The organism is Burkholderia sp. BCC1640 (assembly GCF_902833125.1).
GTDB classification, from domain to species: Bacteria; Pseudomonadota; Gammaproteobacteria; order Burkholderiales; family Burkholderiaceae; genus Burkholderia; species Burkholderia diffusa.
Genome location: NZ_CADFEF010000058.1, coordinates 1 through 15,683, shown reverse-complemented (window position 1 = coordinate 15,683; position 15,683 = coordinate 1). Strand labels below are relative to the sequence as shown.

General features: G+C 59.1%; 13 protein-coding genes and 1 pseudogene. 2 read left to right on the top strand and 12 right to left on the bottom strand.

Annotated features, from left to right (window positions below; all coding sequences use genetic code 11):
• Positions 1 to 87 precede the first annotated feature (87 nt).
• From HWX25_RS31905 to HWX25_RS31855, 11 genes are all read right to left on the bottom strand, one after another.
• Positions 88 to 468, bottom strand: a complete 381-nt coding sequence (locus HWX25_RS31905) for a hypothetical protein (RefSeq protein WP_175912551.1) — start codon at positions 466 to 468, stop codon at positions 88 to 90.
• A gap of 99 nt (positions 469 to 567) precedes the next feature.
• Complete coding sequence (locus HWX25_RS31900) at positions 568 to 1,629, bottom strand: maleylacetate reductase (RefSeq protein ID WP_175912549.1); 1,062 nt, start codon at positions 1,627 to 1,629, stop codon at positions 568 to 570.
• A gap of 37 nt (positions 1,630 to 1,666) precedes the next feature.
• Positions 1,667 to 1,963: a Dabb family protein gene (locus tag HWX25_RS31895; RefSeq protein ID WP_175912547.1), complete on the bottom strand. Its 297-nt coding sequence runs from the start codon at positions 1,961 to 1,963 to the stop codon at positions 1,667 to 1,669.
• Positions 1,964 to 2,124: 161 nt separating this feature from the next.
• A complete protein-coding gene (gene mmsB, locus HWX25_RS31890; RefSeq protein ID WP_175912545.1) occupies positions 2,125 to 3,333 on the bottom strand; it encodes a multiple monosaccharide ABC transporter permease in 1,209 nt (402 codons plus the stop codon).
• A gap of 1 nt (position 3,334) precedes the next feature.
• Entirely contained in the window at positions 3,335 to 4,864 is a 1,530-nt protein-coding gene (gene mmsA, locus HWX25_RS31885) for a multiple monosaccharide ABC transporter ATP-binding protein (RefSeq protein WP_175912543.1), read from the bottom strand.
• Between the two features lie 95 nt (positions 4,865 to 4,959).
• On the bottom strand, positions 4,960 to 6,030 hold the full coding sequence (gene chvE / locus HWX25_RS31880) for a multiple monosaccharide ABC transporter substrate-binding protein (RefSeq protein ID WP_175912542.1): 1,071 nt from the start codon (positions 6,028 to 6,030) through the stop codon (positions 4,960 to 4,962).
• 82 nt (positions 6,031 to 6,112) lie between these two features.
• Positions 6,113 to 7,201, bottom strand: a complete 1,089-nt coding sequence (locus tag HWX25_RS31875; protein WP_175912539.1) for a Gfo/Idh/MocA family oxidoreductase — start codon at positions 7,199 to 7,201, stop codon at positions 6,113 to 6,115.
• A 24-nt stretch (positions 7,202 to 7,225) separates the two neighbouring features.
• Positions 7,226 to 8,218 (bottom strand): inositol 2-dehydrogenase, encoded by a 993-nt coding sequence (gene iolG / locus HWX25_RS31870; RefSeq protein ID WP_175912537.1) that lies wholly within the window; start codon positions 8,216 to 8,218, stop codon positions 7,226 to 7,228.
• Positions 8,219 to 8,302: 84 nt separating this feature from the next.
• Positions 8,303 to 9,166 (bottom strand): sugar phosphate isomerase/epimerase, encoded by an 864-nt coding sequence (locus HWX25_RS31865; protein ID WP_175912535.1) that lies wholly within the window; start codon positions 9,164 to 9,166, stop codon positions 8,303 to 8,305.
• 63 nt (positions 9,167 to 9,229) lie between these two features.
• Complete coding sequence (locus tag HWX25_RS31860; protein WP_175912533.1) at positions 9,230 to 10,150, bottom strand: intradiol ring-cleavage dioxygenase; 921 nt, start codon at positions 10,148 to 10,150, stop codon at positions 9,230 to 9,232.
• 142 nt (positions 10,151 to 10,292) lie between these two features.
• Positions 10,293 to 11,207 carry a LysR family transcriptional regulator gene (locus HWX25_RS31855; protein WP_175912531.1) on the bottom strand — a complete coding sequence of 305 codons (915 nt, stop codon included), beginning with the start codon at positions 11,205 to 11,207 and terminating at the stop codon, positions 10,293 to 10,295.
• Positions 11,208 to 11,469: 262 nt separating this feature from the next.
• On the opposite strand from HWX25_RS31855, the gene HWX25_RS31850 reads away from it, so the two are divergent.
• Positions 11,470 to 12,603, top strand: a complete 1,134-nt coding sequence (locus HWX25_RS31850; RefSeq protein ID WP_254222319.1) for a LacI family DNA-binding transcriptional regulator — start codon at positions 11,470 to 11,472, stop codon at positions 12,601 to 12,603.
• Positions 12,604 to 12,670: 67 nt separating this feature from the next.
• On the opposite strand, the gene HWX25_RS31845 is transcribed toward HWX25_RS31850, so the two are convergent.
• Positions 12,671 to 13,855 carry a porin gene (locus tag HWX25_RS31845; RefSeq protein ID WP_175912529.1) on the bottom strand — a complete coding sequence of 395 codons (1,185 nt, stop codon included), beginning with the start codon at positions 13,853 to 13,855 and terminating at the stop codon, positions 12,671 to 12,673.
• A gap of 785 nt (positions 13,856 to 14,640) precedes the next feature.
• Between HWX25_RS31845 and HWX25_RS31840 the strand changes: the two are divergent.
• Positions 14,641 to 15,249 (top strand): annotated as a pseudogene (locus HWX25_RS31840) (phage integrase family protein); the annotation flags it as partial.
• Between the last annotated feature and the right edge of the window lie 434 nt (positions 15,250 to 15,683).

Here is a 15,683-nt window from a genome sequence, read left to right as displayed (position 1 = left end):
GCTACGCTGCTCGCGCACCAGGCGCACCGCGCGCTCTCGGACTTCCGGGGAAAACTTGGTTACCTTCTTGTTCATGGCTCCATTCTCTCAAGAGTTGGAGCCTCCACAAAATCCGGGGCGGTTCACGATGAACTCATCCTGCAGTCCGAGCGTCAGTCGTCGGCCGAAGATTCGACATGGCGCGTTGTGGGAGCTGCTGTCGCTGTTGGCGGCGCATGCCGGCGTGCTCGACGCGCTTCGACGGCTCAGCGTGCGGTTGGCCGCACCGTCGCTCGATGCCGGTCGCCGCTTCGACGCACTGGTTTCCCTTTCAGCAACCCGCGTGCGACGCTGGATGCCCGGAAAACCGGCCTCGGCGTTCGTGCCCGGATGAACATCACGCTCGTCGTCGATGAGCAGCGCTTCGCCGGCTTCAGTCTTGAAACGCTCGCGCGCGTGACGAGGTCCCATTTTCGGAAGCACCATCATGCACGACACTTTTCGATCGACTAAAGACCTAATGAGGTCCGGCCGATCTGCCTTGCATTTCAGTCTTCCGGGGACAGTTGCACCGCCCCCGGGAGAGCCTCACGGACGTGGTCGGCTACCTACCCAGGCTCGTTGCAGGAGCTCACGAAGGGGGCCAGCCTCTATGGGGCGCGGGTTCCAGTACGGATTCGACATAGCGATCTCGCAAGCACGATCAAGATCCTGCTCACGCAGTCCGATTTCCCCTAGCCCGACCGGCACGCCAAGTTCCCGATTCAGTTCATATAGGCCGTCTGCAGCGCTCTCCGCGTCTATTGCACGCGCGATACGCGCCATGGCATCCGCTGCGACCGGACTGTTATAGGCGAGAGCATGCGGCAAAACAATCGCGTGCGTCTCCGCGTGCGGGAGGTTGAATGTGCCACCCAACGTATGACATAGCTTATGGTGCAGGGCCATACCGACCGTACCGAGCACCATTCCGCACAGCCAGGCGCCGTACAGCGCATCGCTTCGAGCCTCCATGTCCCGGTTCTGCTTTTTGATACCGCGCAGTCCCTTCGTCAAAGACCGGATGCCCTCTTCCGCCATCAACGCCATGACCGGATTGCCGTCTTTCGCATACAGCCCTTCTGCCGCATGTGCGATCGCGTTCAGGCCACTGACAAACGATAGCTGCGCGGGCAACCCGACCGACAGCTCCGGGTCATAGAGCACTGTCTTGGGCAGCACATTGGCGTCGCGTCCGGTCCGTTTCAACCCGCCCTCCGTAATCCCGAAGATGGGCGTCATTTCGGAACCGGCATACGTCGTCGGAATTGCGATGATGGGCAACGACGACTCAAGGGCGATGGCCTTGCCAAGCCCGATGGTTGATCCACCACCAATCGCAACTGCACAGTCAGCGCCGACTTCCTTCGCGTACTTACGCGCGCGACGAGCATTTTCAATGGGCACATGCATCTGAGCGCCGTCGAAAACGCCCGCACTCGCAGGGCCGAGCAGTGCAGCAACAGACTCCGCCTGCGATTTCTGTTGGTGCGTGCACAGAACGATCGCCCGACGCGCACCCAACCTCTCGACTTCCTGCTGGACGAGATTCATGCTGCCTGCGCCGAAAATCACGCGCGACGCGTGAGTCGTATACGTAAAGTCGTACATGAAGGAACCCTTCGCAAAATGTCAGATCGATGGAAAATCAGGCGTAGTCGACCTGGTGCCGTGAGATCCGGCAGTCACCGAGTTCTTGCTTTACCCGGAGATGCTCGGGGTGAGATGCGTACGCCTCGAGATGCTCGACAGTCTCAAACTCGGTGTAGAGGACGACATCGCACGCATAGTCGACCTTGCTGAAGTCCATGCCGACCTCCAGCTTCTTCAGCCCGGGAATCTTCCCAGCCAAGCTCTCGAATGCACTCTTAACAAACTGCGCGGTTTCCCTCTTTTGTTCGGGCGTCTCGCCGCGAACGTCCCACATCACGATGTGCTTGATCATGTCGCTTCCGTCACTGATGCTTATTCTCAGACAAGCGACACGCCTCCCCAAGTCGCATCGGGCTGGGACTCATGTCATGTCGCTTGTCGCATTTCTCACTCGTACGAAATCACTCACACGAAGCGAGCCCTCTCATCTGTTCTCTATTGGCGATGCAGATCTCACGCCTTGTTCTTGTTGTAGACGTCGACGAACACGGCGGCGAGCAGGACGACGCCTTTGATCACCTGCTGATAGTCCACACCGATTCCCATGATGGACATACCGTTGTTCATCACGCCCATGATGAATGCACCGACAACCGCGCCTACCACCTTGCCCACACCGCCCGACGCGGATGCGCCGCCAATAAAGCACGCAGCAATGACATCGAGTTCGAAACCAGTCCCCGCCTTGGGCGTGCCGCTATTGAGCCGCGCCGCGAAGATGATCCCGGCCAGTGCAGCCAGCACACCCATGTTGACGAACGTGAGGAAGCTCACTGCAGGGACACTCACCCCGGACAGCCGGGCCGCTTTCGCGTTACCGCCAACGGCGTAGACGCGACGACCGATCGTCGTACGATTCATCACGAACGTGTACACCGCGATCAGAACACCCATGATCACCAGCACCGTCGGCAGCCCCCGATACGACGCCAGGAGGTAACAGAAATAGACGATCAATCCGGTAAGGACTGCATTCTTCGCGACCATCATCGGCATCGACCCTTTCCCCATACCGTACTTCGCCGCGCTCGCGCGGTGCCGGAGTTCGATCGCGAAAAATGCCGCACCCACCAGAATGCCGAGCACGATCGACGTAATGTGGAGATCCTCGCCTCGGAATACGTCCGGGATGAAGCCCGAGCTGACTGCCGCAAAGGCATCGGGGAACGGTCCGATCGACTGGCCTTGCAGGACGAGATTCGTCAATCCGCGGAACACCAGCATGCCGGCCAAGGTGACAATGAACGACGGCATGCGCCAGAACGCGATCCAGTAGCCCTGCACTGCACCGATAAGTGCGCCGGTCGCAATGCAAATAATGGTGGCGACGACGTAGTTGACGTTGAACTGCACCATCAACACTGCGGCGAGCGCGCCCACGAGGCCCGCCGTCGAGCCAACCGACAAGTCAATGTGACCAGCAACGATCACCATCAGCATTCCGAGCGCCATGATGACGATGTAGCTGTTTTGCAGCACAAGGTTCGTCAAATTCAGGGGCTGCATAAGCACGCCACTGGTCGCCACCTGGAAGAAGACCATGATGACTACGAGCGAAAACAACAACCCGTATTCGCTCACACCGCGCTTGATCACACCCATGATTTCGCTTTTCTTGACTTCGCCTTCCTGCGGAGCCGTTGGCGAGAGAGCTTTGCGCATTTCAGATGCCTCCATTTCGCATAATTGCCCGCATGATCTTCTCTTGCGAGACTTCTTCCGACGTGAACTCGCCGACGAACCGACCTTCGTTCATGACATAGACCCGGTCGCACATGCCAAGAAGCTCCGGCATCTCCGAAGAGATCACGACGACACACTTACCTGCTGCAACCGCTTGATTGATAATGCTGTAGATCTCGTACTTCGCGCCCACGTCGATCCCGCGAGTCGGCTCATCGAGAATGAGCACGTCCGGCTCTGAAAAAAGCCATTTGCTAAGTACGACCTTCTGTTGATTGCCGCCCGACAGGTTGCCGACGACGTGTGATACACCCTGCGCCCGGATTCGCAACTTTTTCAGGAAGTCCGCCGCAACGCTCACTTCCTCGTGCTCATTCACGACGCCGTATTTCGAGACACCCCGAAGGTTGGCCAACGAGATATTCGTCCTGATGTCGTCGTCGAGCAGCAAGCCGTTGCCCTTTCGATCTTCCGTGACGTAAGCAAGCCCGGCGTTGATGGCTTTTTGCACGGACGACACATCGACCGGCTTTCCATGGATTAATACCGTCCCGCTAATATCCTGGCCGTACGTGCCGCCAAAGACACTCATCGCCAATTCGGTGCGCCCCGATCCCATCAAGCCTGCGATACCGACGATTTCACCAGCGCGGGCTTTGAGATTGACGCCCTTGATTACGGCACGATCGCGCTGGGTCGGATGCTGAACGCGCCAGTCCTTGACCTCGAAGATCACGTCGCCGATATTGGGCGTCCGCGTCGGATACCTGTCCGACATTTCGCGGCCGACCATTGCCTTGATGATGCGGTCTTCGCTCACGCTTTCTTTGCGGCAATCCAGCTCATCAACGGTCGAGCCGTCGCGGATCACCGTGATGCTATCGGCCACCCGGGAGATTTCATTGAGCTTGTGCGAGATGATGATAGACGTCACGCCACGCTGCTTAAGGTCGAGCAGCAGATCGAGCAATGTATCGCTATCCTTTTCATTCAGGCTCGCCGTGGGCTCGTCAAGAATCAACAGCCTGACTTCCTTCGACAGCGCCTTCGCGATTTCCACCAGCTGTTGCTTACCGATTCCGAGCGTGCCAACTGGCGTGTCAGGTGAATCGCTGAGGCCCACCTTTTCAAGCAACTCCTTCGCCCGAGCGCGCGACCCTTGCCAGTCGATAACACCTCTCCTCGACTGCTCATTACCGAGAAAGATGTTCTCCGTGATCGACAGCATAGGCACAAGAGCAAGCTCTTGATGGATGATGATGATGCCCACCGCCTCGCTATCAGTGATATCCGAAAACAATCGCTCCTCGCCGTCATACAGGACGGTGCCAGCATACGAGCCATGAGCATAGACGCCGCTCAAAATCTTCATCAGCGTCGATTTGCCAGCACCGTTCTCCCCGCAGATTGCGTGAATCTCACCTTTTTTGACGCGCAGGTTGACGTTGTTCAGGGCCTTGACCGGGCCGAATGCCTTCTGGATGCCGCTCATTTCCAGAATGGTGTCCATCTTCATCCTCCTCGTTTCTCACACGCTCGTTGCGCGGCGTGTGCGCCGGCACACACGAACTGATCTGCCGGCGCTCGCGTCGCCACGGCCCGCAATTACTTCAACTGCGCCGGCGTGTAGTAACCGCTGTTCACCAGCATTGACTGGACGTTGTCCTTGTCCACGAGAACAGGCTTCACCAGATAGGTCGGTACGATCTTGGCACCGTTGTTGTAGCTCTTCGTGTCGTTCACCGCGACGGTCTTGCCGGTGAGGGCATCGTCCACCATGTCGGCGGTGACACTCGCGAGTTTTCGCGTGTCCTTGAAGACCGTCGTCGTCTGATCGCCGCGGATGATCGCCTTGACGTTCTGAATATCAGCGTCCTGGCCCGTGACGACCGCCATCGGCGATTGCGCCGAGCCGTAACCGACACCCTTGAGCGACGAAATCACGCCGATTGCGATTGCGTCATTCGGCGTCCAGACAGCGTCGAGGCGATCTTTGCCATAGAACGCGCTCAGGAGGTTGTCCATACGCGATTGCGCCGTCGCGCCGTCCCAGTTGCGGGTCGCGATCTTCTCGAACGCGACCTGTTTGCTACGAACCACGAACTTCCCGCTGTCGATGTACGGCTTGAGCACCGACATGCCGCCCGCGTAGACCATGTGTGCGTTATTGTCGTCCGATGACCCGCCGAATACTTCGATGTTGAACGGAGTCTTGCTGCCTTTCTTCTTCCACGCGGCGACGATGCTTTGCGCCTGCAGCACACCTACGCCGTAGTTATCGAAGGTGGCGTAGTAGTCGACATCCTTCGTCTGACTGATCAGGCGATCGTAGGAGATGACCTTGATATGCTTCTTCTGCGCATACGCGAGTGCATCGGAGAAGGTTTTGCCGTCAATGGGCGCGATGACAAGCGCTTTCACGCCCTTGGCCAGCATGTTCTCGACCTGGTTGACCTGCGTCGGAACGTCATAGTTGGCGTACTGCAGATCGGCCGAGTACCCCTTCGCCTTCAGTGCGTCGACCATGCTCTTGCCATCGGTGAGCCACCGGGATTCGGTCTTGTCTGGCAGCGAGATGCCGATGACTCCCTTGTCCTGCGCGAACGTCGAAACCGAAACAGCAGCCAATCCGAATCCGATGCTGGCCGAGATTGCGAGGTACTTGACGATGTTCATTCCTGTCTCCTGATATGGATTACTATTTATTTGAAAGACACACGATCTACTGAGCTGGCCCCGGTCCGGGGCCAGTTTGCATTTAGTCGATAAAGACCTCAGCGCCCGCCTGCTTCGACGACGCGAACATCGCCTCGATCACGCGACTGATGTTGAATGCCTGGGTGGCCGGCACAACCGACGGCGTACCGTTTCGCAACGCGTCGAAGAATGCATTCGACTCGCGGTCGAAGTAGACCGGATTGCCGATTTCGGCGATGTCCGGCGAATACTCCGTCTTCTTCGTTGCCCAGATCTCCGGAAAGCTCGTTTCTTGCCATTCGGTCCAGCCTTCCGGATAGTCGCCCTTGCCTGCGTCGTAGATCTTGTAGCTGGACGGCAGTGATCGCGATGACATGATCCCTTCCGTGCCGTAGGCCGTGATGTCCCAGCTCTCCGTCCACGGCAGTACGTCCCACGACATGAAGTCGATGGTTACGATCTTGTCCTCGTAGTTCAGGACAGCGCCGGCCGCATCTTCGCGAGACTCGTCACCGTGGAAGCCGAGGAACTTGGTGATGCGAGCGTTGACAGAGCGCGGTGTGCCAAAGTGATGGAGAATGCGATCCACCAAGTGGCACCCGATCACGAAAACCGCGCCTCCGATATCGCCCGGTTGGGTCATATGCGCCGTACCCGCTTCATCGTGCGAGCACCCGCCATGCGCACGGACCTGAACGACCCGGCCCAGACGGCCGGTCTTCAGCGCTGCTTGCATGGCTTCGACCGAAGGCGCGAAACGCCAGCAGTAGCCGACCTGAACGAGGCCGCCCGTGCGCTCGACTGCCTGAACGATGCGCTTCGCGTCCTCCGAGCTGCGGCCGGCCGGCTTCTCGCACAGCACGGCCTTGCCGGCTTCGAGCGCCTCGATCGTCAGATCGGCCATCTTGTCGCTCTTCGAGTGCACGAGAACCACATGCACGTTCGCGTCAGCGAGGATCTCTTCCTTCGAGCGCGCTTGGAGCCCCAGCGCATCCACAAACGGTGTGAGCAGTGGGCTTGTGTCCCATGCCCCGAGCATTTTTGCATCGGCTCTGCGCTGGATCGCCTTGACCCGCCCTGATGTATGCGGATGAGTGATACCAAGGCAAGCAACGCCAACCGTTTCTCCAGAACCAATCTTTCGCGCCATGGCGTGTTTCCTCCAGCTCAATAGTTAAACCGCGACTACCTTCCCGGTCTGTGCAGACTCCAGCGCGCACTCTGCAAGACGCAGCGCCTTGAGGCCATCGTCAACGGACGTCGGCAGCGGCGTGTTGCCGATGAGCGCGCCGACAAACGCCTGCAGCTCGCCCCTGTACGCGTCGACATAACGCTCGAGAAAGAAGTTGAGGAGTGGCTCGCGAACATCGGTAGCGTCCTTGTTCCAGCGACGGATCGTGGAAGGGCGAAGGTTTTCCTGCAGAAGCATGCCCTTCGAACCCGACACTTCCATACGCTGGTCGTAGCCATAGACCGCTTCGCGGCAACAATTGATATGGCACTGCTTGCCGGACGCGGTGCGCAACTGAACCATGACCGTATCGAAGTCGCCAAGCTCCGAAAGCGAAGGGTCGACAAGACGACTCGCGGTCGCCATCACCTCGACCGGCTCCTCGCCGAGGAGCCACCGCGCCATGTCCAGATCGTGGATCACCATGTCGCGGAAAATGCCACCTGAGTGCTCGACGTAGTCGCGCGGCGGCATACCCGGATCGCGACTCGAGATGATGACCTGACGGACTTCGCCGACGTCACCGGCGTCGATTGCCGCGCGGAACGCCTGGGAGGTCGGATCGAAGCGACGGTTGAAAGCGAGCATCACGCGGCCGCCCAATCGCTCGACTTCGCGCGCAGCAGCGAGCGACTTTTCCATATCGAGATCGATCGGCTTTTCGCAGAGCACCGCCTTACCACGAGCGACCGCTTCGAGCATGAAGGTGATGTGGGTATCCGTCGGCGTGCCAATGACGACTGCGTCGATATCGGTACGCTGAAGCACTGCCATGCAGTCTGTCGACGCTTCGCACCCGAGGCGCTCGGCCAGCGAATTCGCCGCAGCGGGAACCGGGTCGGCGACCACAACAAGCTTCGCGTTCGGAATGGAGGCTGCATTTGCGGCGTGGATGCGGCCGATGCGGCCTGCGCCGAGCACGGCGATTCGAATCATTTCTGTCTCCGGAGATAGTAAGGTTTAAGCATGGAGCGCAATGTTTTCCTGGGGGCAGCTTTTACGTCAGGCCGCCGCACCAGCTTAGGCGGAAAACTGCGCGATCGTCGTCTCGTACGCGCGCTCGGCCATCTGCTCGAGTGGCAGCTTTCGGAATGCTTCCGAAATCAATTCAACCCCGTAATACGGCAGATCGCAACCGGCTTGTTCGAGTGCATTGACGAATGCACGGCAATCGCCAGCCCCTTCGCCGCACAGCTGACGGTTGAACGTCGAGTCGTCCAGCAGTGTCCCTTTGATTTCTGCTGCGACATCATCGAGCTCGACGCCCTTGATGAAGCGCGCGGGAATGCTTGCGACCTCGCTGTAGGGGCTACCGAAGCGGGCGACGTGCCAGTGATCGACCATCAGCCCACCGTTCGGTTGGTCGGCACCTTGCGCGATCTTCAGTGCGTCGCCGATGTTCCGAATGACAGAGAACGGCATGAATTCGATCGCAACAGTCGCGCCTACCGCAGCGACGTCTTCGCAGAGCTTCGCGAACGCATCCGTCATACGGGGAAAGTCTGCGGGGCTTTCATCGAAAGGGCTCGCGCCAATCTTGAGGTTGCGCATGCCCAACTCCGCGCCGAGTTCGATTACTCGTTTGCGGAAGCGGTCGGATTTGACGCGCGGCTCGCCATCGAGGTACCAGTCCATGAGGATCTCGAGTTCGAAGTATTTCATCCCCGTATCTTCGAGAATCTTCTTCACGCCCGACACGCCATACTCCTCGACGCTGTATTCGAGATCGTCGAGGATGAGGCCCACGCCGCTCCAGCCGGCCCGCGACGCGGCTTCAGCGCGATCTCGCAGCGGATACGGACTGACTTCCGTCGGCGCGCCAGGGTAGACGTCGCCAGCCAGCGTCCAATAGGCTGCCAGCAGTTCTTTGGTCTTCTTGCTCATGTTAGGAGTCCAATGAATCGGGTTGTTTCAGGGGTACCGGCATTTCGTGCTCTTGCCGCGCAATTACGAGGTCCGCTTCCGCGTGCCCGTTGGCGCCAGCGTAAAGTCCCACGTAACCGACCAAAACGGCGCGTCGAAACCCGCCTGCTTCGCGGCCTCGATGTCGTCAATTTTTCGGAATTCGGCGATCAGTTCGCGCTTGACGCCAAAGACAGCGTCTTCAGGCAGATACGGACAGTCGGGTGTGAAGATATGTGTGATCACCGGCTCATAGCCGGGTGCCGTCACGATGAAGTGCAAATGCGCCGCCCGATTCGGATGCCGGCCCATTTCGCCGAGCAGTTTGCCCACGGGCCCGTCAGACGGAATCGGATAATGACGGGGCTTGACCGACTTGAACGAATAACCACCCTCGCTGTCCGATGTAAAGACGCCGCGCAGGTTCGAGTCCGGCTGGATACCTTTCTGCTGCACGTCATAGTAGCCATCGTCGTTTGTCTGCCAGACCTCCAGCTTCGCACCGGGAATCGGTTTTCCTGCGATATCGGTCACTCGCCCCGTGACAATAAGGGGCTCGCCTTTCCCATCCAGACAGATATTGGCGCCGTTCTCGTACTCGGGCGCATTGGCGACATAGAACGGCCCGAGAATAGTATTCGGCGTTGCGCCGCTCGGACGACGATGATTGATCGCATCGACCAGCATCGACACGCCGAGAACGTCAGACAAGAGGATGTACTCCTGCCGCCACTCATTGCACATCTGGCCGGTCTCGGTCAGAAAGCGGATCGCCGCCAACCACTCTTCGTGCGTCGGCTCGATTTCCTTCACGGCAGCGTGAAGGTGTTTGACGAGTACCGACATCACTTGCTTGAGTCGGGGATCGATTGCACCGCCCATGCGGGCGTTCACCACGTCGGCAGAGTGTTCTTCGCTGAAATACGACGAGGCGGGTTGCGAAGCCGAAGATGCGGCCTGTTGCATGAGCGTCTCCTTCAATGTTTTTGCAGCTTTGAAGGAAGTCTATATTCGCTCTCGCCGGCAAAACAGAGCCAAAAAGAGAATCTATTTCCCGGAAGGTGAGAAAGAGTTCCGCATGTAGGTCCGTCCGTGTCAGGGCGCACCGTCATTCGGTCCAGAGCCGCTCGAATTCGTTCGCGCGAAAACGTTCCACCAGGGCCTCGATGAAGAGACGAACCTTGACCGGCATATGCGAGCGAGTCTGGAATGCGATGTTCATCGTCAGCCGTGGCAAGTCCCATTCGTCCAACACGGGGACGAGCCGCCCGGCCTTAATATCATCGTAGATGATGTACTTGGGTTGAACCAAAATGCCCATCCCGTCGAGCGCCGCCACCCTCAAGATCTGACCGTCGTTCGATTCCAGCAATGGCTTAACTTTGACCAGGACACACTCGCCGTCGCGCTGAAATGCGAGATCCCGCGGATTATCCGCTAGGCTGTAATTCAGCACCTTGTGCTTTCCGAGCTCCGCGGGAAACCGTGGCGCCCCGTTCGCCGCAAGATAGCTGGGTGCCGCAGCTAGAACCCGTCGCGTGGACGCGAGGCGACGTACCGTGATGTTGCTGTCCGCTTCGAGCACTTTGGTCCGAACCGCAACGTCGATGCCGTTCTCGATAATGTCGTAGTAGCGATTCGCCGCGACGACTTCAACGGTTATGTCCGGATAGCGGGTAGTAAACTCCGGAAGCATGGGCGCGATATGCAACATGCAAAACGATAGCGAGGCCGTCACCCGGAGTAAGCCGCTCGGTCGCGCCATCGCGTCTTTGACGACCAACTCGGCCTCTCCGAGGTCTGCGAGAATCGATTTGCAGCGTCGGTGGAACTCTGCGCCCGCCTCCGTCAAAAAAAGATTCCGTGTGGTCCGACGTACAAGCTGTACGCCAAGGCGACTCTCAAGCGAAATCAGGTACCGGCTAGCGGCGGAGATGGATAGGTCGACCGCCTCCGCGGCTCGGCTGATACTGCCGGTTTCCGCCACCTCCACGAACAGCTGCACTTCCTTGAACTGATCCATCGTCCTACTCCATCGCGGTCAATCGCATCTTTGGACGGTGCCACACGCCGCATGCAACTGCCGGACGGACGCCACTACCCTATACGCGTGGAGAGAATACGACAGTACGCGCATCAACATCACGTCACAAATCCATCAAAAATACATCAACCATGGGGATTTCCCGAGACTTCTGCGATTGCGCAGGTGGTTCGAGATATGTCCGATCAATCGAACAGTAGATGCCTTTTCTGCGACGCCCCACGGGGACCGGGAAGGATCCATGGAAAGCTTCGGGGACCACTGCATCCGCGCCGGGGACGGTTGGGCTATCATCGAGCCATCAAAAAGCCATCCGTTGGAGACCCGTGTCGTGGCTCACCGTTTTCTGATCAAGGAGATCGCCCTCCAGGCTGGGGTTGGCGTCGCAACGGTCGATCGTGTCATCAATAATCGCGGCAATGTGCGCGACCACACGAAAAGGCGCGTCGAGCAAGCGATCCAGGACTTGGAACGACAGGGGCTATATTCAGCCGCGGCGGGCAGAAAGCTCAGTGTCGACGTGGTTGTTGAAGCGCCCAACCGCTTCGCAGACGAAATCAAGGATGCGTTGGAAGCGGAACTGCCGACTTTGCAACCCGCGATCTTCCGGCCGCGCTATTTGATGCAAGAAACGATGCACACGCGGGAAGTTGTCGACGCGCTACGTTCGATCGCTCAGCACGGGAGCCACGGCGTTTTTCTGAAAGCGCGTGACGTACCGGAGATCGCTAACGCCATCGGCGAACTCAAACGCGCCGGCATTCCGGTCGTAACGACGTTCACTGATATCCCGCTCTCGGATCGCATCGCGTACGCCGGCCTCGACAACAGAATCGCTGGTGCCACCGCAGCCTATCTCTTGATGCAGTGGCTGCCGGACAGTCCCGCCAACGTTCTCATCACCATGAGCGATGAGCGCTTCAGAGGCGAAGAGGAACGCGAGATCAGTTTTCGCCGTGCTTTGCGCAGCCGCCGACCGCAAATTTCGATCATCGATGCAAGCGGCGGACACGGGCTCGATGGCCCGACGGAAAAGCTGGTCAGCCAAGCGCTCGGCCACGACGACGAAATCGCCGCAGTCTATTCCATGGGGGGTGGCAATCGCGCGATCCTGCGGGCCCTTGAAGCCCAGGGAAAAACACCGAAGTGCTTCATTGGCCACGATCTCGACCGTGACAACATCGAGTTGCTGCGAGAAGGCCGAATCCACGCAATCCTATACCACGATCTCCGACAAGATATGCGCGCAGCGTGCCAGCACGTGATGAGCTTTCATAAAATGCTGCCTGTGTCTGCGATTTCGCATACTTCTTCGGTGGTCGTCATCACACCAGAAAACGTACCCGAGCAGGTCGCTGCGCGATTCCGAGCGTGACTGCACGATTGGCGTCCGGATCGCATACGAAAGAAGAGAGAGGCGCAACCGCCTCCCTCTCCGGACCTTAGAATCGCGTGGCGATGCCGGCGATCACGCCGAACTGGCTTTTGCCGTAATCCGGATTCGACGCGGATGCACTTGCACTCGTCCGATCGAAGTTGGAGTTGGCGCCATACAGCCCGCTATCGAGTCCAAGGTTCGACGTCGAACTGTTCCGGACGTATGCGAGTTCCGTATACAGGAGCGTCCGCTTGGACAACGAGTAGTTCGCACCCAGCGTGAACAGCGTGGCATTGCCATTTCCGTGGTTTGCATTGGCATGATATACGGCTCCGCTGATCGCCAGTGCCGGCGTGCTTTGCCAGATCGCGCCGATCCACTCGTGGTTGACCGCTGTCGGCAACGACACCCCGCTCGGGAGCGCAGTCGGTGAGCTCGTGCCGAAATAGCCGGCATTCGATGCATCGGGGGCGCTCAGATGTTGGTAACCGACGTACGCGGTGACCGGGCCGAACGCATACGTTGCGCCCGTGAGGATCGATCGCGATGCAAGATACACGTTGCTGAACTGCCCGTTCTGGTCGCGCACTTCGTCGTACGTCGCTTGCCAGAAGAATCCGCCCTTCTGGTACGACAGCTTGATACCGTCCGTGCGACCCTGGGCACTACCCAGACCGGTAGAGGAACCGAGCTGGCCGGGTGCGCTACCCGGATTACCGGCGTTCCATTTGGTCGAGTTCGTCAGGTCATACTGGCCCTGGAGCGTGAAGCCGGCGATTGTCGGAGACAGGTACTCGATACCGTTACCCGCCTGAGAAAAGATGCGACCGCGCACCAGCGTCCCGATGGCGTACTTCTTCGTCTGCTGCGGGTCGACATCGCCGGAATACTGGCTGATCTCGGCGGAACCCATGTTCCCGAATTTCAGTTGCCCCCAAGTATCGTTCTTCAGACCGACCGTTGCCTGGCCCTCGAAGAAGCTACCGTTAGCCAAGCTGCCGTTCTGGGTGTTCAGGCGCGACTCGAGTTGGAAGATCGCTTTGGTGCCACCGCCAAGGTCCTCCGCACCGGTCAAACCGAATCTAGACTGTGCCCAACCGCCGCTTTGCGCGCCGATCACGTGCCCCTTCGGTTGGCCGCTCTCGTACTGGAGGCCGTTGTCGACAATGCCATAAAGTGTCACGCTGCTCTGCGCGCCAGCCGATGCCGCGGCCGTAGCTACCACCAAACCGAACAATACCTTTTTCATTTTGTCTCCGCTCCTGTGTATGAAACTTTCACTTTTTTTGTCTGGCGAGCCAGTCTTCGCTCGCTCGTTGGCACTGCATGCGCTCTCGAGCATCCCGAACTCGCCCGATCTCTCTCCCCATGAAATCGCGATCATGTAGGATTGCGTATTAAATTCGGTTGGAATTTGTCAGCCTTTTAGGAAGACCGCGCGTTCGCGGCACCCATCCGCAGAAACTTGGGAGACAAGCGAATCGTCAACTCGACGAATGGCGGGTAAACGCGCTCCTGCACGTCCCCATACTGCCGCCTCCTCTCGTATCTGTATTCTGCTTTTGGGCGAGTGTATATTCGCAGCCCGCAGCAACCTAGAGCGAAATGAGGAATCTATTTCCCATTCACCGGGAAAGTGGCTCGATTGCACCTTCGACCATAAGCCGCTGTAACGAGGACCCACGCCGCATACTAGGCGAGCGGCCGTTCGCCCACTGAGAACGGACGTCCGGGCAAGCGCTGCGAAACTAAACTGTGCAGCAGGGGCGCCGCCATCGGGGCGATGTTTGACGAAACGCCACCACCGTCTTTGTGGCCGACACGCCGCGGCATGCTCGGCCGCAACCCAGCGGGGAAATCGAGCGTTGCCATTGGTTCGATCACGACGAGATCGGCGCCCTGCAGACGAGCGTGCCTGCCCTGAAGATCATCTACTTGCTTTTCCACGATTCGCGGACCACTGCGTTCGATATCATGTCGACGAGATAAACCTTATTATCGGTCCATCTTCAATTTTCATCTAAACTGGTGATCATGAAAACGCGCGAGACCCTTCCCGCCGACAACAACGGGCCCGACTTTCCGGACGAAGCGGAGCTCGCCGCACTGCGCGGCTGGTACGCCGGCCTGGACGCGCGGGCCGCCGTTGCCCGCTATCTGGGCGACCGCCGGGCTGTCGGGGCATCGTCGCGCGGTATCCTTGGTGGGATTCGCCGGCGGCTCAGCGCGTACGCGCAGGACCGGCATCGCTCCGACCTGGCGGCCGCGTTCGTCGATCGCCCATCGAACGCGGCGGGGGACAGCGTGGCCCGCGCGATCGAGACGCTCCGCAACCTGCCCGCACCGGTGCCACTCATTACCGACGCGGTCGACCTGTGGCTGCCACCGCGCATTGTCGCGGCGCTGCACGCCCACGGCATCCGGACGTTGGCCGACCTGACCGTAAGAATCCCGCGGCGGCGGCGCTGGTGGTCGGCGATTGCTGGACTGGGCGTCGCCGGCGCGCGCCGCGTCGAGGCGTTCTTCGCCGCCCATCCGGTGCTGACCGAACGCGCGCGGGCATTGATCGTCGCCGCACCGTCCGGCAACATCGTGCCATGGGAACAATTGCGCGTGCCGCATGAGGTCGACGGTTCGCGCGGCCAGTGTTGAAGTTCGAAGTTTGTGCTAATGGCGTCCGCTGCAACGCTAATCGTGTCCGTTAATTCTGCTACCGCAGCCATCTGCGGTCCTTGAACGCTCGTTTCTCGCGATAACGGCTAATCGCGCGCAGCGCGGCAGCAAAGTGACCCGACAGCCGAAATACAGAGGCGGGGACTGTTTCCAAAACCGTGTGATGCACGCTACAGAATTCGGCTGTCGGATCGAGCCACTCACGTTTCCAGCGAGGCACTGAAACGTCCGCGTCGTTCAGCACGAGGCATCTGAAGCAGTACGGCACGCAGCTCCAGTGTAAGCACTCGACACGTACCGTCTGTTCATGAGGGCGCGGCACCGGCAATCTGATTCCCATCAGATGTAATGGGAATCAGATTGATGAAGCCAGTGGTGCATGGAAGACAACCGGGATCGAGGAA